Annotated in this window: 24 protein-coding genes and 1 tRNA gene; 16 read left to right on the top strand and 9 right to left on the bottom strand. The window is 60.2% G+C overall.

Annotation, left to right across the window (positions count from 1 at the left end):
- The first annotated feature begins 44 nt into the window (after positions 1-44).
- From H6866_08970 to H6866_08960, 3 genes are read left to right on the top strand one after another with little or no spacing between them, the layout of a single operon-like run.
- Positions 45-755: a hypothetical protein gene (locus H6866_08970; GenBank protein USO07530.1), complete on the top strand. Its 711-nt coding sequence runs from the start codon at positions 45-47 to the stop codon at positions 753-755.
- Positions 755-2,044, top strand: a complete 1,290-nt coding sequence (locus tag H6866_08965) for an ActS/PrrB/RegB family redox-sensitive histidine kinase (GenBank protein ID USO07529.1) — start codon at positions 755-757, stop codon at positions 2,042-2,044. Before H6866_08970 ends, H6866_08965 begins: the two co-directional genes overlap by 1 nt.
- A gap of 9 nt (positions 2,045-2,053) precedes the next feature.
- On the top strand, positions 2,054-2,626 hold the full coding sequence (locus H6866_08960) for an ActR/PrrA/RegA family redox response regulator transcription factor (protein ID USO07528.1): 573 nt from the start codon (positions 2,054-2,056) through the stop codon (positions 2,624-2,626).
- Here the strand turns inward: H6866_08960 and H6866_08955 are convergent.
- Complete coding sequence (locus H6866_08955) at positions 2,623-3,630, bottom strand: hypothetical protein (protein ID USO07527.1); 1,008 nt, start codon at positions 3,628-3,630, stop codon at positions 2,623-2,625. The genes H6866_08960 and H6866_08955 overlap by 4 nt on opposite strands.
- A gap of 94 nt (positions 3,631-3,724) precedes the next feature.
- Here H6866_08955 and H6866_08950 point away from each other — a divergent pair, with 94 nt between their 5' ends.
- Entirely contained in the window at positions 3,725-5,098 is a 1,374-nt protein-coding gene (locus tag H6866_08950; GenBank protein USO07526.1) for a polyhydroxyalkanoate depolymerase, read from the top strand.
- A gap of 120 nt (positions 5,099-5,218) precedes the next feature.
- Complete coding sequence (locus H6866_08945; GenBank protein USO07525.1) at positions 5,219-5,944, top strand: M48 family metallopeptidase; 726 nt, start codon at positions 5,219-5,221, stop codon at positions 5,942-5,944.
- On the opposite strand, the gene ruvX is transcribed toward H6866_08945, so the two are convergent.
- Positions 5,898-6,404 carry a Holliday junction resolvase RuvX gene (gene ruvX / locus H6866_08940; GenBank protein USO07524.1) on the bottom strand — a complete coding sequence of 169 codons (507 nt, stop codon included), beginning with the start codon at positions 6,402-6,404 and terminating at the stop codon, positions 5,898-5,900. The two genes, H6866_08945 and ruvX, sit on opposite strands and share 47 nt — an antisense overlap.
- A gap of 17 nt (positions 6,405-6,421) precedes the next feature.
- Between ruvX and gatC the strand changes: the two genes are divergently transcribed.
- From gatC to H6866_08900, 8 genes are all read left to right on the top strand, one after another.
- Positions 6,422-6,709, top strand: coding sequence for an Asp-tRNA(Asn)/Glu-tRNA(Gln) amidotransferase subunit GatC (gatC, locus tag H6866_08935; protein ID USO07523.1), 288 nt, complete (start codon positions 6,422-6,424; stop codon positions 6,707-6,709).
- Between the two features lie 82 nt (positions 6,710-6,791).
- On the top strand, positions 6,792-7,214 hold the full coding sequence (locus H6866_08930) for a hypothetical protein (GenBank protein ID USO07522.1): 423 nt from the start codon (positions 6,792-6,794) through the stop codon (positions 7,212-7,214).
- A 136-nt stretch (positions 7,215-7,350) separates the two neighbouring features.
- A complete protein-coding gene (locus H6866_08925) occupies positions 7,351-7,812 on the top strand; it encodes a hypothetical protein (GenBank protein ID USO07521.1) in 462 nt (153 codons plus the stop codon).
- 94 nt (positions 7,813-7,906) lie between these two features.
- A complete protein-coding gene (locus H6866_08920) occupies positions 7,907-8,269 on the top strand; it encodes a hypothetical protein (protein ID USO07520.1) in 363 nt (120 codons plus the stop codon).
- A gap of 23 nt (positions 8,270-8,292) precedes the next feature.
- Entirely contained in the window at positions 8,293-9,780 is a 1,488-nt protein-coding gene (gene gatA / locus H6866_08915) for an Asp-tRNA(Asn)/Glu-tRNA(Gln) amidotransferase subunit GatA (protein USO07519.1), read from the top strand.
- A gap of 107 nt (positions 9,781-9,887) precedes the next feature.
- On the top strand, positions 9,888-11,339 hold the full coding sequence (gatB, locus tag H6866_08910) for an Asp-tRNA(Asn)/Glu-tRNA(Gln) amidotransferase subunit GatB (GenBank protein ID USO07518.1): 1,452 nt from the start codon (positions 9,888-9,890) through the stop codon (positions 11,337-11,339).
- A 5-nt stretch (positions 11,340-11,344) separates the two neighbouring features.
- Positions 11,345-11,824, top strand: a complete 480-nt coding sequence (locus H6866_08905; GenBank protein USO07517.1) for a PH domain-containing protein — start codon at positions 11,345-11,347, stop codon at positions 11,822-11,824.
- 57 nt (positions 11,825-11,881) lie between these two features.
- Positions 11,882-11,975: transfer RNA gene (locus H6866_08900), tRNA-Ser, on the top strand.
- A 32-nt stretch (positions 11,976-12,007) separates the two neighbouring features.
- On the opposite strand, the gene H6866_08895 is transcribed toward H6866_08900, so the two are convergent.
- Positions 12,008-12,217 carry a hypothetical protein gene (locus H6866_08895; GenBank protein USO07516.1) on the bottom strand — a complete coding sequence of 70 codons (210 nt, stop codon included), beginning with the start codon at positions 12,215-12,217 and terminating at the stop codon, positions 12,008-12,010.
- A gap of 127 nt (positions 12,218-12,344) precedes the next feature.
- On the opposite strand from H6866_08895, the gene H6866_08890 reads away from it, so the two are divergent.
- The 3 genes from H6866_08890 to H6866_08880 all read left to right on the top strand — a co-directional run bounded on the left by H6866_08890 (position 12,345) and on the right by H6866_08880 (position 14,564).
- A complete protein-coding gene (locus tag H6866_08890) occupies positions 12,345-13,169 on the top strand; it encodes a hypothetical protein (protein ID USO07515.1) in 825 nt (274 codons plus the stop codon).
- 225 nt (positions 13,170-13,394) lie between these two features.
- Positions 13,395-13,859: a thermonuclease family protein gene (locus H6866_08885; protein USO07514.1), complete on the top strand. Its 465-nt coding sequence runs from the start codon at positions 13,395-13,397 to the stop codon at positions 13,857-13,859.
- 219 nt (positions 13,860-14,078) lie between these two features.
- Positions 14,079-14,564, top strand: coding sequence for a DUF1236 domain-containing protein (locus H6866_08880; protein ID USO07513.1), 486 nt, complete (start codon positions 14,079-14,081; stop codon positions 14,562-14,564).
- Positions 14,565-14,611: 47 nt separating this feature from the next.
- On the opposite strand, the gene H6866_08875 is transcribed toward H6866_08880, so the two are convergent.
- The 6 genes from H6866_08875 to H6866_08850 all read right to left on the bottom strand — a co-directional run bounded on the left by H6866_08875 (position 14,612) and on the right by H6866_08850 (position 21,695).
- Positions 14,612-15,778 (bottom strand): hypothetical protein, encoded by a 1,167-nt coding sequence (locus H6866_08875; GenBank protein ID USO07512.1) that lies wholly within the window; start codon positions 15,776-15,778, stop codon positions 14,612-14,614.
- 59 nt (positions 15,779-15,837) lie between these two features.
- Positions 15,838-18,441 carry an ATP-dependent chaperone ClpB gene (clpB, locus tag H6866_08870; GenBank protein USO07511.1) on the bottom strand — a complete coding sequence of 868 codons (2,604 nt, stop codon included), beginning with the start codon at positions 18,439-18,441 and terminating at the stop codon, positions 15,838-15,840.
- Positions 18,442-18,585: 144 nt separating this feature from the next.
- Positions 18,586-19,485 carry a DMT family transporter gene (locus H6866_08865; protein USO07510.1) on the bottom strand — a complete coding sequence of 300 codons (900 nt, stop codon included), beginning with the start codon at positions 19,483-19,485 and terminating at the stop codon, positions 18,586-18,588.
- Positions 19,486-19,603: 118 nt separating this feature from the next.
- Positions 19,604-20,086: a DUF4167 domain-containing protein gene (locus H6866_08860; protein ID USO07509.1), complete on the bottom strand. Its 483-nt coding sequence runs from the start codon at positions 20,084-20,086 to the stop codon at positions 19,604-19,606.
- Between the two features lie 296 nt (positions 20,087-20,382).
- Positions 20,383-21,207 (bottom strand): peptide chain release factor N(5)-glutamine methyltransferase, encoded by an 825-nt coding sequence (gene prmC, locus H6866_08855; GenBank protein ID USO07508.1) that lies wholly within the window; start codon positions 21,205-21,207, stop codon positions 20,383-20,385.
- 62 nt (positions 21,208-21,269) lie between these two features.
- Positions 21,270-21,695, bottom strand: a complete 426-nt coding sequence (locus tag H6866_08850; protein USO07507.1) for a hypothetical protein — start codon at positions 21,693-21,695, stop codon at positions 21,270-21,272.
- Positions 21,696-21,767: the final 72 nt, after the last annotated feature.

Here is a 21,767-nt window from a genome sequence, read left to right as displayed (position 1 = left end):
GTATCCCTTTAAGAACCGCGCAATCTTAGGGGCTATGGCCGGGCATGTCATCTGAAATCACCATCTTTCCCGCCGACATTCTGGCCGTTGTCGACGGACTGGCGCCACAGCCGCCAGGACCGGACAACCCGATCGAGGCCGCCATGACGCTGATGGACGCGCGGCCAGAACCGGCACAGTTGGTGCGCGTGGTGATCTACCGGTTCGACGACGGTCCCACAGCGGAAGCCGATCAATATCAGGCCGCATTGCAACAAGGCCGCCTGCCGCTGCACGGCGCCGCAGCCGCGCTGGATTGCGACTTACAGGTCATCGAGCTTGGCTCGGGCGGCGTGAACGCCACCGACAACGCCCGCGCCGCCGCCTTCGGCATGATGGCGGCGGAACAGGATACGGGTCTGCTGGCCGTCGCCGGGTTCGGCGCCGAGTCCGCCGCGCGCGCCGCATCTTGCGATCCGGCGCGATTTTTTGCCACCGCCACGCCGGAAACCGCGGCGATTTTTGGCGCGATCATCGCCGCCGCGCGCGCAGGCATTCCCATCATCGTCGAAGGTGCGCAAGGGCGTGCCGCCGTCCGCGCGCTACGCCAGATACGCCCGGATACCGCGCGGCATGTCTTTTTATGCGGCGTCGATGCCGACGAGGCCGGGGTCCATGTCTTCGGCGAAAACGAACCGAACGAAACCGGTTATGCCGCGGTGATGCTGGCCAGCGTCCTTCAGGGCGAACACCGACGCAGAAAGGCGGCGGTCTGATGTCCATCGACATTCACGCGCGGGTCAGCAACGTCGTCACCACGCCGATGATCATCCTGCGTTGGATCATTTCGGTCGCGCAGCTTCTTGTGGTTTTAGGGTCTGACGCGCTGTTCGGCATCCCCCTGCCAGCACCCGCGCTTTCCTGCCTGATCGGCGCCAGTTTCGCGATCAACATCTATGCGATGAAAAAGCAGCAGCGCCGCCAGCTCTCGGAAAACATCGTGTTGTGGTATTTCATTTTCGACATCTCGCAATTTTGCGGCTTTCTGTTCTTCACCGGAGGCACTGAAAATCCGTTCAGCGTGTTCCTGCTGGCGCCGCTGGCGATGGCGGCGTCGCTGCTTTCGCTGTTCAGCCTGTGTCTTTTGATCATGCTGACGGTGCTGGGGGTGAGCATTTTGTCCTTCGCCTACATCCCGCTGGAATGGCCGGATCCGCAGCCGGTATTTTCGCCCGCCTACCAGCACGGCACATGGGTCGCGCTGATGGTATCGCTGGTGTTCATCAGCTTTACCGTCTGGCGACTGGCCATGGAAACGCGCCGGGTGACCGAGGCTTTGGTGACCACACGTTCAATCCTTGAGCAAAAGCGCCGTATGTCCGCGCTTGGCGCGCTGGCGGCAGCGGCAGTGCACGAGCTGGGCAGCCCGCTTGGCACCATCGCGGTGGTTACGAAGGAAATGGAGATCGACCTTCTGCCGGACGATCCGCTGGCCGAGGATGTCGCGATTTTGCGCGACCAGACCGAGAAGTGTAAAAAAATCCTGGCCGACCTTGCCAGCAACCCGGACCGCACGCTGGCGGAAACCACCGCACCTATGCGGTTAGACCGAATGCTGATGGAAATCGCCAGCGCCTTCGACCCCGGCGACGGGCGGGTGCGTTGCACCGTCGTATCGCGCATCCCTGAAAACCTTCCGGTGATCGGCAAGACGCTGGCGCTGGAATACGGCATCGGCAATCTGATCGGCAATGCCATGTCCTATGCCCGCAGCGCGGTCGAGGTGGAGGTGGAGGGCGATGCCGATGCCATCACATTGAACGTGCGCGACGACGGGCCGGGGTTTGGCGCGCAAATCCTCCAGACCGTCGGCCAGCCTTATATCTCCACCCGCGACGACGACGGCACCGGGCATATGGGATTGGGCATCTTTATTTCCATCAACCTGCTGGAGGGGACCGGGGCGAAGTTGCGATTCAACAATGCGCTGCCGCCGAAAACCGGTGCAACGGTCCAGGTCATCTGGCCGCGATGGGTGCTTGAAGGCAACGAAGAGCAAGGATAAACTGGGCCGATGAGCGATCTGTCCGCCCCCGCCAGCAAGGGTCATTTATTGATCGTCGACGACGACATGGTACTTGCCGACCGCATGGGCAAGGCGATGGAGCGGCGCGGATTTCGCGTTACTGTTTTCTATGCCGTCGCGGACGCGCTTGAGTGGGTCGACGACCATGCGCCCGATTACGCGCTGGTCGATTTGCGGCTTGCGGATGGCAGCGGCCTCGACATCACCCAGAAAATCAAGGACACCGTGCCCGATTGCCGGGTGGTCATGATGACCGCGTACGGGAATATCGCAACGGCGGTGGCCGCGGTGAAGGCCGGGGCCGTCGATTACCTGACCAAGCCCGCCGACGCGGATGCGGTGGAAGCCGCGCTTTTGGCCGATGGCAGCGGCGGCGCCGCCCTGCCCCCGCCGCCATCCCGCCCGATGAGCGCTGAACGTGTGCGCTGGGAACATATCCAGCGAATTTACGAACAGTGCGAGCGCAACGTATCCGAAACCGCCCGGCGGCTGGGGATGCACCGGCGGACGCTGCAACGCATTCTTGCCAAATACGCGCCGCGCGAAAACGCGGATTCCTAGACTACAGCCAGCAGGAACAGAATCGTGCCGGTCAGCAACAGCGTGACCGCCTGAAGATAAAGCACACGCCCGATGTCGCGGCTTTCCAGCCGCGCAGTGCCACGATCCGGCCCGACCCACGGCGCCATGATGCCCGCGCCCGCACGATCCTGCCGCGGGCCGCCAAGGGCCAGACGCATCGCATAGGCCGCAACCAACAGCGGCAAACCGCCCTGAAGCAGCCTGGGCCAGCGCGTGACCCGGAAGAAACCGGGCAGTGCGCGAAAAAACGACGACCCGGCGGAAAAGAACAGCGCCACCAGCACGACCGGAAAAATCAGCAACGTAGGCACCAGCAGCAGCAAGGTCGCAAGGGCGTTGGTCACCGCGGCGAAAGCGCGCGAGGTGCCGTCCTGCCCGGTCGCGAGCGCGAGCGCCATGACCGGCCAGTACAGCGCCAGAACCTGCCATCCGAACAGGATAAACAGCACAAGCGGCGCGGCCAACCGTATGGCGAGCGAGCGGATCGCGGCGGTGCATGCGACGCGGATGATGCCGCTTTCGTCCAGCGAGATCATGTTGGTATAGGTCGCCCGCGCCAGCACCATATAAGGACGCGGCGCGCGGGAATCGGACAGGATGCGCGAAAGCGCGCGCAGCGGCGCGAACCATCCCACCGTGCCGGTGGATAACGCGACCAGAAGCGTCAGCGCCGCGCCCCCTTGTCCATAGCGGTGCGCGAAATGCAACAGCGCGGCGACACCACCGAAAAATGCCATACAGCCCAATGCCAGCACCATCACGCCGCGCAAGGTCAACGCGCCGTCTGGCCGCCCCGCGCGATTGAGGCGCGCGGCCATCGGGTAAAGCAGCATGTCGGCGAGTTTTTCCATCAACGGACGCGGGTCGGCACGGTGTCCAAAGGCAAGGCCGCGCCCCATATCGAATAAAAGCGCGAGCGCCAGACCCGCGAGCGCCAGAAAGGTGCGGTTCTGCAACTGGGATACGTAAACTGTCAGATCCATCCCGGCATTAGGACATGGCGGGCGTAAAAAGTCACAGACTTTTAAATGGTTTGAGGCTATATTAACCTTGGTTAACATCCATGGACGCCCTGCCATGCTTTATCATTTATACGATCTTTATCACGCCTCGATGACCCCTGCCCGCGCGACGGCGGAGATGATCCGCACCACGTTGCAAAACCCGTTCGTGCCGATGTCGTACACGCTGGCCGGACGCACCATGGCGGCGTCGGCCGAGTTGTTCGAGCGCGCGACGCGCAAATTCGGTCGCCCCGAATTCGGGCTGGGCAGCACCACGATCGACGGACGCAACGTCGAGGTGATGGAGGAAGACGTCATCGTCAAACCGTTCTGCACGCTGATGCATTTCCGGCGGCGGATCAAGCGCCGCGACCCCAAGGTGCTGGTGGTCGCGCCGATTTCAGGGCATTTCGCGACGCTTTTGCGCGGCACGGTCGAAGCGTTGCTGCCGCATCACGACGTCTATATCACCGACTGGGAGGATGCGCGTCAGGTGCCGCTGGCCGCCGGGCGTTTCAATCTGGACGATTATATCGCCTATGTCCTTGAATTCATCCGCCACCTTGGGCCGGACGTGCACGTCATCGCGGTGTGCCAGCCCGCCGTGCCGGTCTTCGTTTCGGCCTGCCTGATGAATAAATGGAAGGATGCGAAGGCACCACGCTCGATCATCCTGATGGGCGGACCGATCGACCCGCGCGTATCGAAAACCGCCGTGACGGAGCTGGCCGAACAACGTCCATTGAAATGGTTCGAGCAAACCGTCACCACTGACGTGCCGTTCTATTACCCCGGCGCGCATCGACGGGTTTATCCGGGCTTCCTGCAACTGGGCGGGTTCATGTCGATGAATCTGGACCGGCATATCGGATCGCATCTCAAATTCTTCCAGCATCTTGTGCAAAGCGACGGCGAAAGCGCCGATGCGCACCGCAGATTTTATAACGAGTATCTGGCGGTGATGGACCTGCCCGGCGAGTTTTATCTCCAGACCGTCGAAATCGTGTTCCAGAAACATCTGCTACCCAAACGGCAGATGAAATGGAAGGACCCCGAAGACGGCCGCCTGCACGACGTCGATCCGCACGACATCACTCATACCGCGATTTTGACCATCGAGGGCGAGCTGGACGACATTTCCGCACGCGGCCAGACAGAGGCCGCGCACGGCCTGACGCCCAACCTGCCGGCTGCAAAACATTACCATCATTTACAGGCGCAGGTCGGGCATTACGGCATTTTCAACGGGCGCAAATGGCGCGAGCAGATCATGCCGCGCGTACGCCATTTCATCCGCGCACAGGATCGCAGCGTCGATAAAATTCCTGCCGCGGACCTTGATGTCATTCCCGATCTACGCGCCGAGCACTGGCAGAGCGCGGCGCCAAAAAGTCCAAAACCGAAAAGCGCGAAGCCAAAAACCACAAAGCCGCGCAAGCGCCGCTGATCTTTTTTCAAGTGGTTGACGGGGGCAGGCTTGCGCCCGCACAGGTGTTGACGGAGGCGGGCTTGCGCCCGCACAGGTGTTGACGGAGGCGGGCTTGCGCCCGCACAATGAACGAACGTCATGTTTTTTCGTTCGACCACGCCCAAGCCGCCGCACATCCCGCCAGAGGGACTTGAAAACGTGCGCGTCGTGCGGTCCGGCACGGCACGGCGCGTGGCGCTGCGCGTCGACCCGGCGCGGGGGGAAATCTGTCTGGTCGTCCCCAAGCGCGCATCGGAAAAAACCGCGTGGCGTTTCGCCGATGCCAACCGCGAATGGATCGACGCGCATCTGGCGAAACTTGAAAAACCCGTTCCGTTGGCGCACGGTTCGGTCCTCCCCGTGTTCGGGCGGGACCGGTTGATCGTGGTCACACTAGGTACGGGCCGCGTTACGCATTGTACACTGAACGACACGACTCTTGCGGTGTCCACGCCACGTCCGGACCCGGCCAGCAATATCCGCCGTTATCTATACAGGATTCTTGAAACACGGTTACGTCCGCTGGCCGAAACCAAGTCGCAACGCATCGAACGCAGCGTACAGGGCATCCAGCTGCGGGACACGCGCGCGCGCTGGGGCAGCTGTTCGCCGGACGGACGTTTGATGTTCTGCTGGCGGCTGGTGTTCACGCCCGACCATGTCATCGATTACGTGGTCGCGCATGAATGCGCGCATCTGCGGTACATGAATCACTCGCAACGCTTCTGGGATTTGTGCCAGTCGCTTTGCGAGGATATGGACGGCGCGCGCGCGTGGCTTAGCGCGAACGGGGACCGGCTTCTGTGTTACGGTTCGCCGTCATGAAATCGAGCGCGGACTGAAGAATCGTCTGCGCGGCCAGCGCATCGACCGCCTGTTTGCGGCGGGCAAAGCTCAGGCCCATATCCTCGGCCATCAGGCGGTGTGCATCGGCGGTGGACAGGCGTTCGTCCCACACCGCCCACCATAAATCCAGTCTGGGGGCCAGCATCGCCATATAGTCGCGCACGGACTGGCAGCGTGGGCCTTCGGCGCCGTGCGCCTCCAGCGGCCAGCCGACGATCAAGCCCCGAACCCCGTAATCCGCGATCACGGTTTTCAGGGCGGCGACATCAGCCTCGAATTTGGCGCGGCGAATGGTCTTAAGCGGCGTTGCCAGCGTCTGGCCGGGGTCGCACAGGGCCAACCCCAGCGTCCGGGTGCCGTGATCGATGCCCAGAAGCCGCGCATCGCGCGGGCAATCGGGCCACGCATCTTCAAGATATTGCAGTGCGGGCGGTTTCATTATAGATGTTGTGGCGCATGAGCATCGACAACGCAACCGTGACCAAGATCGCCTCTCTCGCCCGCATCCGGGTGGCGGAGGACGAAAAAGCCAAATACGCCAATCAGATCAACGGCATCATGACATGGATCGAGCAGCTTAACGCCGTCCCCACCGACGGGATTGAGCCTTTGGCCAGCGTCAACAACATTCCCCTGCCTCTGCGCGCTGACGTCGTGACCGATGGCGATAAACAAGCGGACATTCTGGCCAACGCACCGGAAACGACCAGCGGCTTTTTCGCCGTGCCCAAGATCGTCGAATAAGCCGGTTTTTTCTTAAATCGTAGTACGGAACTTTTTTTCTCTCTGTCTGTTGGAAGCGGCACAACCAACAGGGGGTATTCCCATGAAACTGCAATCCATTCTTCTGGCCGGGATTTCGGCCCTTTGCCTGACCGTATTCGCCACCGGCGCTTTTGCCGCCGATAAGGCCATGCCGCACAGGATGCATCATTATCAACATAAAAACTGTGCACCCGGCATGGTCGTCGATCAGGAAGTCATCAAGGAAAACTATAACGTCATCGGCACGCGCAAGGTGGGCATGGTGGGCGATCGCCCCTATCCGATCATCGCGGCGCATGTGAATGGCGAGTTCGTGGGCGATTTTGCCGCGATGAAACATGGTCGTGTCAAGACGATGATCAAACACGAGCCGATTGATTACACCACCGGCGGCGGAAATTATTACACCAGCAGCGGAGGCGCCTATTATGCGGACAACGGCCTGAACATCCATGTCCACGACATGGGCAACTTCAACAACTAAGCACGGAACCGACCTTGCCGCGCCCCCGCCTGAAAAGCGGGGGCGTTCGCCATTGCCGTGAAATTTTCCCGGAACAAGTTACGGCCCACGCGCATTGGCAATGCGTAATTCAAACCGATCGCATGGAGATTTCATCATGAAACGCACAATGCTTTATTCCACCATTCTGGCCGGCGTCATGGGCGTTGGCACGCTGGTCCTGTTCAATCAGGGGACGCAAGCGATGAGCCTGTCCGACTTTTCGCGCGCAGACCAGAAAATCGTCACGCAGGACGGGCCCAAGGCGGGCGGCGCCGTGCTGGTGCGCGAAGATATCGTCTATCCACCCAGCGGCGGCGTAGCAAACGTTACGCCAGCGCAGGGCACGGCGCGCGCGGGCGATGTTGGTACACCGGGCGTGGGCATCGACGGACATGTCGATGTCACCACCATGCCGAACAATGCCTATAACCGCACCGAAGCGCAGATCGCGGATCCAGGCGCGCTTTCCCACCCGGCGACCCATGCGCGCGGTGACATGCTGCCCGCTTCGGAAACTGTTCGTGCGCGCGAATGGCCGGGCGGCGACACCTCTGCCACCTACACCTTCAATAACTGATCAGACGCCCCCTGAAACCCGCCCGGATCATGTATCGGGCGTGTTTTTTACGTGTTTTTTGCCGGCGGCACGTATTTTGCTATAGGCTTCAGGTATGAAGCATCCGACATTGTTGGCATTATTTGCCGTAATATTTGGCTTTGCGGCAGCGGCATGGCTTGATCATGCAAGCGTGGCGCGCGCCGGCGATGCGCAAGATACGCAGGAAAGCATGCCCTCGAGCGCGGCGATCGCGCGGTCGCAAGGATTTACCATCATGCCGAACGGCACGATTTTGTATGAAGAAATCCCGGCCGAGGGTGAAACCAGCCTTGAAAACATCGCCCCGGCGGCGGGCGGACCGGACGGCGAGGCCCCGCGTTTCATCTATGACCCGTTGACCCAGACTTATCGCCGCACCATCGTTGACAGGAACGGCAATTCCGGCCAAGACGTAATCAACACAAACACACGTTAAATTTCGCCGCCGGAAGGGCGTTTATGACCGAACTCACCGACCTTAGCATTGCCGAGGCCCTGAAAGGGCTTTCCAACAAGACTTTTTCCGCCGTCGAACTGACACAGGCCCATATCAAGGCCATGGAGGGCGCGCGGCATCTGAACGCCTTTATCACCGAAACGCCGGAGATCGCACTTGAACAGGCCGCCGCAAGCGACAAGCGCATTGCATCCGGACAAGCGGGCAAGCTGGAAGGCATCCCCCTCGGAATCAAGGACCTGTATTGCACCAAGGGCGTCCAGACCACGGCGTCGAGCAAGATCCTTGAAGGTTTCGTGCCGACCTATGAATCCACCGTGTCGCAAAACCTGCTGGATGCAGGGTCGGTGATGCTGGGCAAGCTGTCGTGCGACGAATTCGCGATGGGGTCTTCCAACACCACATCCGCCTTCGGCAACGTCATTTCCCCGTGGAAGCGCAATAACGGCGATGGCCGCGACCTCGTGCCCGGCGGATCGTCGGGCGGATCGTCGGCCGCCGTGTCCGCGCGGCTGTGCCTTGGCGCGACCGGCACCGACACCGGCGGCTCCATCCGCCAGCCCGCCGCGTTCACCGGCATTTGCGGCATCAAGCCGACCTATGGCCGCTGTTCGCGCTGGGGCATCGTGGCGTTCGCGTCGTCGCTCGATCAGGCCGGGCCGTTCGCCCGCACGGTCGAGGATTGCGCGCTGATGCTGGAAGTCATGGCCGGGCACGATGCGAAAGATTCCACCTCCGCCAATCTGCCGGTGCCGGATTTCCGCGCCGGCATGACCGGCGACATGAAGGGCCTGAAAGTCGGGATTCCCAAGGAATACCGGCCCGACGGGCTTTCGCCCGAAATCCTCAAATCATGGGATGACGGGATCGCGTGGCTTAAAGACGCGGGCGCAGAAATCGTCGACGTATCGCTGCCGCACACGCAATACGCCCTGCCCGCTTACTATATCATCGCGCCGGCCGAATGTTCGTCGAACCTTGCGCGGTATGACGGGGTGCGTTACGGCCTGCGCGTCGAGGGTCAGAATTTGAGCGACATGTACGAACTGAGCCGCGCCAAGGGTTTCGGCGCGGAGGTCAAGCGCCGGATCATGATCGGCACCTATGTGCTTTCGGCCGGATATTACGATGCGTATTACATCAAGGCGCAGAAAATCCGCCGCCTGATCGCCAACGATTTCGCCGAGGCCTATACGAAATGCGACGTGCTGCTGACCCCGGCCACGCCCTCGCCCGCCTTCGCGGTCGGCGAGAACGAGGACGACCCGGTCAAAATGTACCTGAACGACGTATTCACCGTGACTGTCAACCTTGCCGGCTTGCCCGGCATGGTGGTGCCCGCGGGTCTGTCGTCGGACGGTCTGCCGCTGGGCCTGCAGATCATCGGCAAGGCATGGGACGAAGCCACGGTGTTCCGCACCGCGCATGTCATCGAGCGCGCGGCCAAATTCACGGCCAAACCGCAAACAATCCTGAAGAAAGCAGCATGAACGATTTTACCGCTAAGAGCGCGAAGAACAGCTAAGTTTCGCTAAGTTATCCTTAGCGGCCCTCAGCCTTCCTTAGAGAACTTAGCGGTAAAAAAATGGAGTCAAACATGGCAGAATTGATCAAAGGTGAAACGGGTGCGTGGGAAATGGTCATCGGGCTGGAAGTCCATGCCCAGGTGATCGCCAATTCCAAACTGTTTTCCGGTGCCGCCACCAGTTTCGGGGCGGAGCCGAATTCCCAGGTTTCGCTGGTCGACGCGGCGATGCCGGGGATGTTGCCGGTTTTGAATACGCATTGCGTCGAACAGGCGGTGCGCACCGGTCTTGGCCTGAACGCCACGGTCAATATGACATCGGTGTTTGAGCGCAAAAACTATTTCTATCCCGACCTGCCGCAGGGCTATCAGATCAGCCAGTACCAGCATCCCATCATCGGCAAGGGTTTCATCGAAATCGACATGCCGGACAGCACGACGCGCACCATCGGCATCACGCGCCTGCACCTTGAACAGGACGCGGGCAAGTCGATGCACGACCAGCACCCGACCAAATCCTATGTCGATCTCAACCGTTCCGGCTGCGCGCTGATGGAGATCGTTTCGGAACCGGATATCCGCTCGGCCGACGAGGCGGCGGCGTATCTGACCAAGCTGCGCATGATTTTGCGCTATCTTGGCACCTGCGACGGCAATATGGAGGAAGGGTCGATGCGCTGCGACGTCAACCTGTCCGTCCGCCGCCCCGGTTCACCCTTCGGCACGCGGTGCGAGGTCAAGAACGTCAATTCGATCAAGGCCGTGACGCAGGCCATCGAATATGAATGCCAGCGCCAGATCGAACTGATCGAAGGCGGCGGCACGGTCAAGCAGGAAACGCGGCTGTGGGACCCGGTCAAGCTGGAAACGCGCTCGCTGCGATCAAAAGAAGACGCGCATGATTACCGCTATTTCCCCGATCCGGACCTTCTGCCGTTGACCCTGACCGACGATCTGGTCGCGCGCATCAAGGCGTCCCTGCCCGAATTGCCGGATCAGAAAAAGCACCGCTTTATCGACGATTACAAGCTTAGCCCCTATGACGCGGGCGTGCTGATCGCGGAAAGCGGGCGGGCCGCGTATTACGAAACCGTGGCCGCCGGGCATGACGCCAAGATCGCCGCGAACTGGGTTTTGAACGAGCTTCTGGGCCGGTTGAACAAGGACGGCATCGCGCTTGAAAACAGCCCGGTTTCCGCCGCGAAGCTGGGCGGGCTGATCGCATTGATCGCCGACAACACGATTTCGGGCAAGATCGCCAAGGACGTGTTCGCCGAGATGTTCACATCCGGCAAGGACGCCGCCGCGATCGTCGAGGAAAAAGGCCTGCGTCAGGTCACCGACACCGGCGCGATCGAAAAGATCGTCGACGAGGTCGTCGCCGCCAATCCGGACAATGTCGCGGCCTATAAGGGCGGCAAGGACAAATTGTTCGGATTCTTCGTCGGGCAGGTGATGAAGGCCTCGCAGGGCAAGGCCAACCCGGACATCGTGAACAAGCTGCTCAAGGATAAGCTGGGTTAAACCGCATGGGTTACGTCGATCAGGGGCTGGCAAACGGCGAGCACGTGCTGTATCGCGCGCGGATCGCGCTGGTCAGCATGATCGCCGGATTCATGTGGCTTGCGATCTTCGTGCTTGGCGGGTTGCTGTTCGCGTCGATCCACGGGATGGAAAATCTCGCCTATATATTCCTGATCGCCGGGCTGTTCGCCGCCGCGCATATCGCTATGGTCTATTACGGCACCGAGCTGGGCGTCACCTCGCGCCGCATCGTCGCCAAAACCGGCATTATCCGGCGCGATACCATCGACATCGCGCTGGAGCGCGTGGAAAGCATCCAGATCGCGCAAAGCCCGCTGGGCCGCCTGTTCAATTACGGCTCGGTCCGGATCACGGGTACCGGCACCTCGCACCCAATGATCCACGGCATCGCCGATCCACTGGCCTTCCGCCGCGCTTTCGCCGATGCCTGCGAACGCGGAAACGCCGATGCCGGAAAGAGTTGATTTGCCCCGCTGAACCGGTAATATCCACCCGCGCCCACGGGCGCGCCTTTTAAATGCGGAGACGTGGCCGAGAGGCTGAAGGCGACGGTTTGCTAAACCGTTATACGGCCCTAAAGCTGTATCGAGGGTTCGAATCCCTCCGTCTCCGCCATTTGCTTATCCAGACCTCTGGCGAGGTCTTTTTTATTGCCGAAAATATATGCTTCTCTTTTCGTCGCTGCCTGTCTTTTGCGGGATAAAGCTCGGCACAGCCATACACCTCTTTACAAATTTCTGGTCATAACGACGGGCTGCGCCGCTTTGTTCCACGATGGCGTCGATTTTTCCCGAATTGCGAGTGTCTTCATGAAAAGCAAAACCGCCCTTGCCAGTGTTTCCTTTTTTGCTGATCACTTATTTTCCGATACTTGACAGGCCGCGCATTTTGATGTAGGAATATAGTCACAAACAGGCGGAATCCGCATTTCGGGCGGAGTCCGCCTTTTGTTTTTCTACCATCCCATCCATGAAGGACATATCCATGAAAATCAACGTGACCTGCGGGCTGCACGGCACAAGGCGCACGGCGTGTCCGTCGCTGCAAAACGTCGTGCCTTCGACCGTGTTCGATATCGACGCCACGCGCATCGCCAGTTACGGCGGCGGCGGTGGAAAATGGTCCAACCTTGTCGCCGCACCCGCCGACGGCGCGGCGCAGGGCGCCTATGATTTCTATCTTGGCGTAGACGGCGCGGCATCGACCGACGACCCGGCGTTCAACGGAACGCCCGGCGCGCCCAGTGCATACTGGTCTTTCGACGGGGGCGATCTTTTTTCGCTTAAATCCGGTGTCAACACGTCATTCCTGAACGCCTTGCACAAGACCACCGGCGGCACGCCGTGGTGGTTGGCCGTTGCCTACAGGCCAATCGACGCGGCATCGTCAGACGCCTTATTCGCGACGCAAGGAACATCCAGTTCGAGCATTGGCATAAACCTGCTTCAGGGTAGCACGGAGCGCATCGCGTTGATCCAGCGCGGCGATACGAACCTTGTCGCCACGTCGTCGACGGCTTTCCCCGCCATCGTACCCGGCACGGATACGCTGGTGATCTTTTCCTATTCCGCCGGTGCCTGCCGATGTTGGATCAATACGCGCACGAAAATCGAAACCACGATCACACCAAACGCGTCGGCCAGCAATGCCGCCAACCCGGCACAAATCGGCGCACGCGGCGCGGGGCTATATCTTGAAAACGGCACAAGGATTTATGCGGTATCCATGGGAAATGCCTTTATCGACGACGCGCAGGCCGTGAAACTCATCAACGCTTACAACCTCCGCCACGCAAGGATTTACGCATGATAGAGCTAATTAAATGCGTAACGGCGACGACCTGTAAATCGTTGTAATCTTTATAGTGCGTATCGTATGCTCGAATACATTTTGATCTAATATTTTTAGATGATTTCATTGCCTATCTTTGTTTTTTGATTTTTTGCCATCAATAAAATCATTCACAAAAATTTTTTACAAAATTATATGCAATAGAGTTTTTAAATTAACCAGGAAAACAAGATTAAGATTTAAATGGCCCTCCGCTTAGCCTTATGCTTGCTGATAGCAGCTGTATTTATCCAGCCAGCTTACGCACAAACTGTTTTGATTCACGATGGAGACACTCTCACAATTGAGGGAATCAAAATCCGGTTATGGGGTATAGACGCACCAGAACTTGGGCAATATTGTCAAAAAAACGGAACTAACGTGCCATGTGGAAAAATGGCAAAGATTGTATTGCAAACCTTTATTGGAAATACAGGAAACATCGTCTGCAAAGTTATAGATATTGATCAATACAAAAGGAAAGTAGCACGGTGCAAGGTAGATGATGCCGATATAGGGGGCATGATGGTACTGGCTGGTTATGCTTTAGCGTACAGAAAATACAGTGGGGATTTTTATCTAGAGGAAGAAAAAGAGGCGCGTATAGAAAAACGCGGTCTATGGGGAATGAATTTTCGCGAACCTTGGGATTGGCGTAAAAATCACTAGTACCACCTTAAATCCCGCACAATGATTCCGTCGCTCGTATGTGTTTCCTGCATCCTGTGTGCGCCGCCTTTTCGTGCCTTATATTATGCCGCCCGCCCCAATCCTGCCATCGAAAGTCCCCGGCATCACCCTGTCTTGGCCCCTGTTTTGACGCAGGGTGCCGCCTAAATGGTTCCATGCCCGCCATGGGCAGGAAAGAGAGCTTATATGAAATCGACCATGAAAACCGGCGTAAAACTGGGTGCCCTGGCGCTGGCCGCAAGCACCATCATCGCGTTTGGCGCAACGCCCGCGCAGGCCGATCCGCACGGATATGACCACGGGCGCGGCAACTGGCATTCAGATCGCCATGAATGGCGTGGAGATTATCATTTTAACGACGATTCACGTTATCGCGGCGGTTCAGGTTTTTATTACTATGATCGCGCGCCTATGGTCGTCATCGGCGATAGCGACCGCATCATCATCGGCGATTATTTGAAGGCGCATTATCGCCCGCAGCCGCGCGGCTTTAACAGACCCTATCTGGTCGGCGCACCTTTACCACGCGATGTCATGTATCAGCCGTTACCACGCAACGTTCTGGTGCGGCTGCGGCCCGTACCGTCGGGGTATGAATATGTGCGCGTGGATAACGACATCCTGCTGATGGCGGTGGCGACGCATAAAATCGTCGATGCGGTTGCCATTTTAAGCCGACTTTAAGCCACAGGCCGCGACCCACAAAGGTCGCGGCTTTTTCTTGATGTCGCTTATTGATTACCCTGTAGGTACTTGTCGAGATCGTCAGAGGGCGCGGAGGACGGCGCGGGCGTCGTCCCTTTCGTGCCGTCGGCGGCAGGCGTTTCGACCGTGGTCGTGGTCGTCGTGGTGGAGGTTACGGCATCTTGCGGTGCGACGGACGGCGTAGCCGATGTCGCGGGCGTCGTCGGCGTTGCTGTATCCGTCGTCACCGTCGTCGTGGTCGTGGTGGTCGTCGCCGCATCGGATGCGGAAGGCGGGGTTTCCGTCGTTTCAGGCAGAGTCTGAACCGGTGTCTTGGCCGCCGCCTGTGCCTCGGCCTTTGCCTTGGCCGCTTTGGCTTTCGCCTCGAGAGCAGCGCGTTTTTTCGCCTCGGCATCCGCCTTCGCCTTGCGGGCCGCGTCTTCCTTGGCCTTGCGTTTCGCGGCTTCCTGCGCCTTGATCTTGGCCGGATCGGCGCCCATCGAATCCTCCGGCGAGAGGACGGGTTTCATCTTCGCCCCGGATGCGGTGGTGGTCGTGGTTTTCACGGTCGTCACAGCCATAGGCGCCGCGGCCGCGGGTTGCGGATTTTGTATCGGCAGGCTTACGGTATCGACTGTCTGGACCTTCGGCGCGGTTTCACGCGCTGTCAGAGCCGGGTTCAGATCACTGTCCATGATCGGCTGCATGCGCACCGGTTTCGGCGTCTGGATCTGCGCGGTGCCGACGCGGGCCGCATCGACCTGATTGTCAACATTCGCTGTGGGCCATTCCGGCTTCGCGCCTTCGCCGATTTCGCGGAAATCGACGATGATCGGATTGGGGTACCCCCACATCGCGCCGCTGGCCGCGTCATAGCTTGCGCCAGGAAGAATGCCGAACAGGGTATTGCCCCATGTGCCCTTGCCGGTCGTGCGCGACGGCACGATGAAGGTCACGTGCCGGTTCTGGGTGCCGTAGCAATCGGCCTGCAGGTCCTTGTGCGCGCGTTCGAGCACAACCGACCCTGGAAACTGGCCCGCGTTGCGGTATTCGCCGGTGGTGAATTCGCAATGCGCGGCGGGCGAGCCACGCACCACGACGTCGACCTTTTGCGTGCCGCCATCCATGATGGTGCCGCATCCAGCCAATGCCGCCGCAGATACCAGCGCCAGACCCGTCATCCAGTTTTTCGTGCCGTTTTTCGTGCGCGTCATTCCAATTCTCCCCGCGAAAATATATCGGGGCATTGTAGCGGCGCGCCGGTCGGCGGCAATCAGGCGGCTTTGGTTTTGCCCGATTTACCCACAGACGGCGTAAAGGTCAGCTCCCCCTTGGCCAGACCGATGGTCACACGCGCGCCGTCAAGGATTTCGCCCTTGAGCAGGCGTTCCGCCAACGGATTCTGGACATAAGTCTGGATCACGCGCTTGAGCGGGCGAGCGCCATAGGCCGGGTCGTAGCCGCGTTCGCCCAGAAATTCCCGCGCGTCCGGCGTGACGTCCAGCGTCACCTTGCGCCCCTCCAGCAGCTTTTGCAGGCGGGTGAGCTGGATGTCCACGATCGCGCCCATATGGGTACGGTCGAGCCTGCGGAAAAGCAGGATTTCATCCAGACGGTTCAGGAATTCGGGCCGGAAGCGGGTGCGGACTTCGTCCATCACGCCTTTTCTGGCTTTTTCCACGTCCTCGCCGTCCTTGAGGTTCACGAGCAGCTCGGCCCCGATATTCGAGGTCATAATCAGCAACGTGTTGGTGAAATCCACCGTGCGCCCCTGCCCGTCCGTCAGGCGCCCGTCGTCGAGCACTTGAAGCAGCACGTTGAACACATCGGGGTGCGCCTTTTCGACCTCGTCGAACAATATGACCTGATAGGGCCTTCTGCGCACCGCTTCGGTCAGCGCCCCGCCCTCGTCATATCCCACATAGCCCGGTGGTGCGCCGATCAGCCGCGCGACCGAATGTTTTTCCATGTATTCGGACATGTCGATGCGCACCATCGCGGTGTCGTCGTCGAACAGGAATTCGGCCAGCGCCTTGGTCAGTTCGGTCTTGCCCACGCCGGTGGGACCAAGGAACAGAAACGAACCGATGGGGCGGTTGGGGTCCTGCAACCCCGCGCGCGCGCGGCGCACCGCGTTGGCGACGGCGGTGATGGCCTGTTCCTGCCCGACCACGCGTTTGGAAAGCTGCGCTTCCAGCGCCAGAAGCTTGTCCTTTTCCCCCTCCAGCATCTTGGAAACGGGAATGCCGGTCCAGCGGCTGACCACCTCGGCCACGTCTTCCTCGCGCACCTCCTCGTTGATCATCGCCTGTTTGGACGCGCCCTCGGTCGCCTTGAGTTTCTTTTCAATGTCGGGAATCACGGAATAGGAAATCTCGCCCGCCTTGGCCCAGTCGCCGGAGCGTTGCGCCTGTTCAAGCGCGATGCGCGCCTTGTCCAGCGCCTCGGTCAATTTCTGGGCCTGACCCAGCTTGTCCTTTTCCGCCTTCCAGCGCGAGGTCAGGTCGGCCGATTGCTTTTCCAGCGCGGTCAGTTCCTTTTCCAGCGTTTGCAGACGGTCCTTCGACGCCTCGTCCTTTTCCTTGCCAAGCGCCGCCTGTTCGATCTTCATCTGCATCACGCGGCGGTCGATCTCGTCCAGCTCCTCCGGCTTCGAGTCGACCTGCATGCGCAGACGGGCCGCCGCCTCGTCGATCAAGTCGATCGCCTTGTCGGGCAAAAAGCGGTTGGTGATGTAGCGGTTGGAAAGCTGCGCCGCCGCGACGATGGCCGCGTCGGTCACGCGCACGCCGTGGTGGAGTTCGTATTTCTCCTTCAGGCCGCGCAGGATGGAGATGGTATCGGCCACCGTCGGCTCCTCGACAAACACGGGCTGGAAGCGCCTTGCCAGCGCCGCGTCCTTTTCGATGTGCTTGCGGTATTCGTCCAGCGTGGTCGCGCCGACCATGTGCAGTTCGCCGCGCGAAAGCGCGGGTTTGAGCATGTTGCCCGCGTCCATCGAGCCTTCGGCCTTGCCCGCGCCGACGATGGTGTGCATTTCGTCGAGGAACAGGATGATTTCGCCCGCCGCCTGTTTGATTTCATCCATCACGGCCTTGAGGCGTTCCTCGAACTCGCCGCGGAATTTCGCGCCAGCCAGCAATCCGCCGAGATCGAGCGCGAGCAGCCGTTTGTTCTTGAGCGATTCCGGCACGTCGCCGTTGACGATGCGCAGGGCCAGACCTTCGACGATCGCGGTCTTGCCGACGCCGGGTTCGCCGATCAGGACCGGGTTGTTCTTGGTGCGGCGGCTTAGGACCTGAATCGTGCGGCGGATCTCCTCGTCCCTGCCGATCACGGGGTCGAGTTTGCCGCTACGTGCAATTTCGGTCATGTCGCGCGCGTATTTTTTCAACGCGTCGAACTGGTCCTCGGCCCCCGCGCTGTCGGCGGTGCGGCCCTTGCGGCGGTCGTTGACGGCGGTGTTCAGCGCCTTGTCGTCCAGCCCCGCTTCCATCAGCAATTCGGCGACCGGCGCGGTGCGCGCCAGCAGCATCGCCTGCAACAGGCGTTCGGTGGTGATGAATTTGTCGCCGGATTTTTCGGCCAGCACCTGCGCGGAATCCGCGATCTTGTTCAGATCGGTCGAAAGGCGCAAGCCCGCGCCGCCGCCCGTCACCTGCGGAAATTTCGCCAGCGCGCGGTCAAGCGCGAATTTGAGTTTTTCCGGGCTTGCCCCGCCCCCGCGCAGCAGCGTGTCGACAAGACCGGTGTCGTCGTCCATCATCACGCGCAGCAGGTGTTCCGGCTCTAGGCTCTGGTGGTTTTTGCGAGTGGCAAGGGTTTGCGCGGCCTGGAAAAATCCGCGCACCTTTTCGGTCATTTTCTCAAAGTCCATTTCGGCACCTTTCTTTCAAGACCCCATGGTGGGCATCTCATAGGATTTGCAACCGCCTTTCAAGAAGCGCGATCGCCATGCGATTCAGTGTATAGGACTTTATTCCTTATCGCAAGGGTTTTGCCGCTGTCTGCCGGGTGGTGCTTATTCCACCGCCGCAAGCGGCGCGTTGCGGTGTTTCTGGACCCGGCGCAGAACGACGATGCCGAGGCCGGCGAGGATCAGGCCCGCGCCCTCGAACAACTGGCGGGTCAGCGGCGTACCCATGAAGATCACGCCCACGGCAATCGCGATCGGCGGCATCAAAAGCGTATAACAGGTGACGCGCGCGACTTCGTTACGCGCCAGCAGCTTTTGCCACAGGGAATGGGAAAAACTGACCAGCCCCACTTGATAGGCCAGCACGAAGCCGACGATGCGCCAATCCGCCGCCGGAGCGTGCGCCCAGCCCCGGTCGCCCGCGGCAAGGGTGAAGGATGCAAGCAACGCGAAGGGAAAGGACACGCCGTTGAGCACGGCGATCAAAGTCGGCCCGTGGACATGCGAAAGCTGGCGCATCCGGATATAGGCATAGGAAAGCACCAGCGACGACGCCATGGCGAGCGCGAAACCGCCAAGGCTTGCGGCGACATCGGGCACGCCAAGCATGACGACGAGGCCGAGCGCCCCCACCCCCAGCCCCAGCGCAGTGCGCCAGCCGAAACGTTCGCGCAGGATCATCCAGCCCATCAGGACCGCGAAAATCGTCTGCGATTGCATCAGGACCGCGACGCTGGCGCTGTCGAGGCGGCCAAGCGCGGCGAATAACAGCCCTTGATGGATGACGCCCATCAAAACGCCGACAATCGCCATGCGCCGGAACACGGGCCAGCCCGGCCAGCGCGCGAACGGCGCGAAGGCCAGCGCGGTCAGGCCGAAGCGCAGCGTCAGGCTGACGAAGGGCCCAAGCTGCGTCACACCCGCCTTGATGACCGCGAAATGCGCCCCCCAGATCAGGATGACAGCCAGTGCAAGCAGGGTATCGCGGCGGTCGAGGCTGGACATGTCTTGTTTTCTTGTCTGGTTTTCGGCGTCAAAAAGCCCCGGCGCGCACGCCGGGGCTTTTTTAAACATGAGGGGTAATTGTGTCTTTTGTCAGGCCCGCGACCTTTGCGGATCAGGTTTACGCTGACTCAAGCGCGGCGGGCGCGGCGGCGGGCTTGCCGAACAGGCTGGACGGCAGACCAAGGTCGTCGCGGCGCGTATCTTCACGCCGTTCGGCACGCGGGGCGGCCTGCTGCTGCGGCTGCGGGATGGCGGCGTCGATCGCGTTGCCGTCCATGTCGGCATCGTCGCCCGCCTGCGCGGCCTGGGCCTGCTGGGGCGTCCAGTTGCCACCCATCTGATCAGCGAAGGTGTTGATGATGCGCTGATAATGTTCGGCATGCTGCATATAGTTTTCGGCCATGATGCTGTCGCCGGACGCGGCAGCGTCCTTGGCCAGTGCCAGATATTTCTCATGCACCTGCCAAGCGGTGCCGCGGATGCGGACATCGGGGCCGTTGGAATCGAAAACCTGCATCCGGGGCGGCACGTTGTTGCCGCGACGGGGGCCGTTCGATCCGTTCTGGTTGCGGCCTTTCATGCGTCGGTTGTTGTGTCTCATGTTCCCTTTGTCCTGCTTTTATTTTTCGCCAAACCCCACACCGGGCGCGGATAATCACAAACTTATCCACATACTTAAAGCCTATGGTATTCGTTCGCCTTTGCAAGAAATTCGTGGCGAAAACATGGCATTGGCCAAAGCACGAGTCTTTTCAGGCGGTTAGATTTCCACAAACAAAGTATCCCTTTGCACTTTCGCGCAGCGGTAAACCCATATCGCGGAAAACAGAGGCGACCTTAATGCGGCGACGAAAGCAATCTCAAGTAGGAAAAACGGATTCTTTTCGCTTGCACGCGTTACGCCAGAACGACGACTCGTTCACGCCCGTCGAGGTCGCGCACGGTTTCGATCACCCGCAAGCCCGCCTGCGCGCCGAGTCGCGCGACATCACCCGCCTGCCCCGCCCCGCATTCAAAATACGCGCGAGCGTCGGGCGCAAGGCGCGCGCGAATCTGTGGAAAAACGATTCGATACGGATCCAGCCCGTCCGCCCCGCCGTCAAGGGCGAGCAGCGGGTCATGGAATCGCACGCCGTCATCAAGGCCCGCGATGTCGGCGGCGGGAATATAGGGCGGGTTGCAGGCAATGCAATCGAAGACGCCGTCGATACGATCAAGCCACGATGCCTGAACAAAGGTGGCGCGATTTTGCAGGTTCAGGCGGGCGGCGTTGCGTTTCGCGACATCCAGCGCGGCGGCGCTGATATCCGTGGCGGTGGCACGCGCGCCGGGGAACAACGTAAGAAGCGTAAGCGCGATGCAGCCGGACCCGGTGCACAGATCAAGGATGCGGGCATCGGGCGGCATGGCTTCGCGCGCCGCATCGATCAGCGCCTCGGTGTCCGGGCGCGGGTCGAGAACGTCCGGCGTGACCTCGAATTCCAGACCGTAAAAGCCACGGCGGCCGATGATTTTCGATACGGGTTCGCGCGCGATGCGGCGGGCGATCCATTCATCCAGCCGCGCGGAAGGCGTTACCGGCGCGTCGGGCTTGAGCAGCGTGTCGTCCGGCGCGCAGCCTGTCGCATGGGCGATCAGCAGGCGCGCGTCGAGGTCCGGGGTTTCAAGCCCGGCATCGCGCAGCCGCGCACGGATGGATTGGTATAAATCGCCAAGGCGCATGCGTATTTATAGGGTGGTTTCGAGCCGTCGGCCAAGCGGTCTGGGATAGGCTGTCACTGATTTTAAAAATGGCATGCCATTTTTGCGCGGGGCACCCGGTGCGTGAGCAGCCAGTGATTCACCAGTCTTCTTTGTTCGGGATTCATGACCTCTTGCAGAAAGTCCCGCAGTCTTTCCAGTTCAGGAGGATCAAGGCGATCCAGCAGCGAGAGATAAACCTGATCCGGGGAAAGATTTTCCCCGATAACACCATCCTGCTTATCGGCAAATACGCCGTCTGGGCCCCTTTCATGCGAGAGCTGACGAATTTTCCAGATATTCGCGCCGTAATGAATCTCGCATATGTCGTAGCGTTTCAAAGCGGGGCTTTCATCACTCTGGAACACATCGTCGATCTGCGCATTCAGGATAATGCCGCGTGGCTTGAAAAACACGGTCCTGAACGTGTCCGCCGCGCCGGACGCCATGCGGGTAAATATTTTTTTCATCGTTTGAACACCCTTAAACCGGGCTTTATCATAATATTTTACATAGAAAATATCAAATTTTGCGCTTTACCT

This window comes from Rhodospirillales bacterium (assembly GCA_023898805.1).
Classification (GTDB): Bacteria; Pseudomonadota; Alphaproteobacteria; order Micavibrionales; family UBA1664; genus UBA6145.
This window is presented reverse-complemented; position numbering and strand designations above follow the sequence as displayed.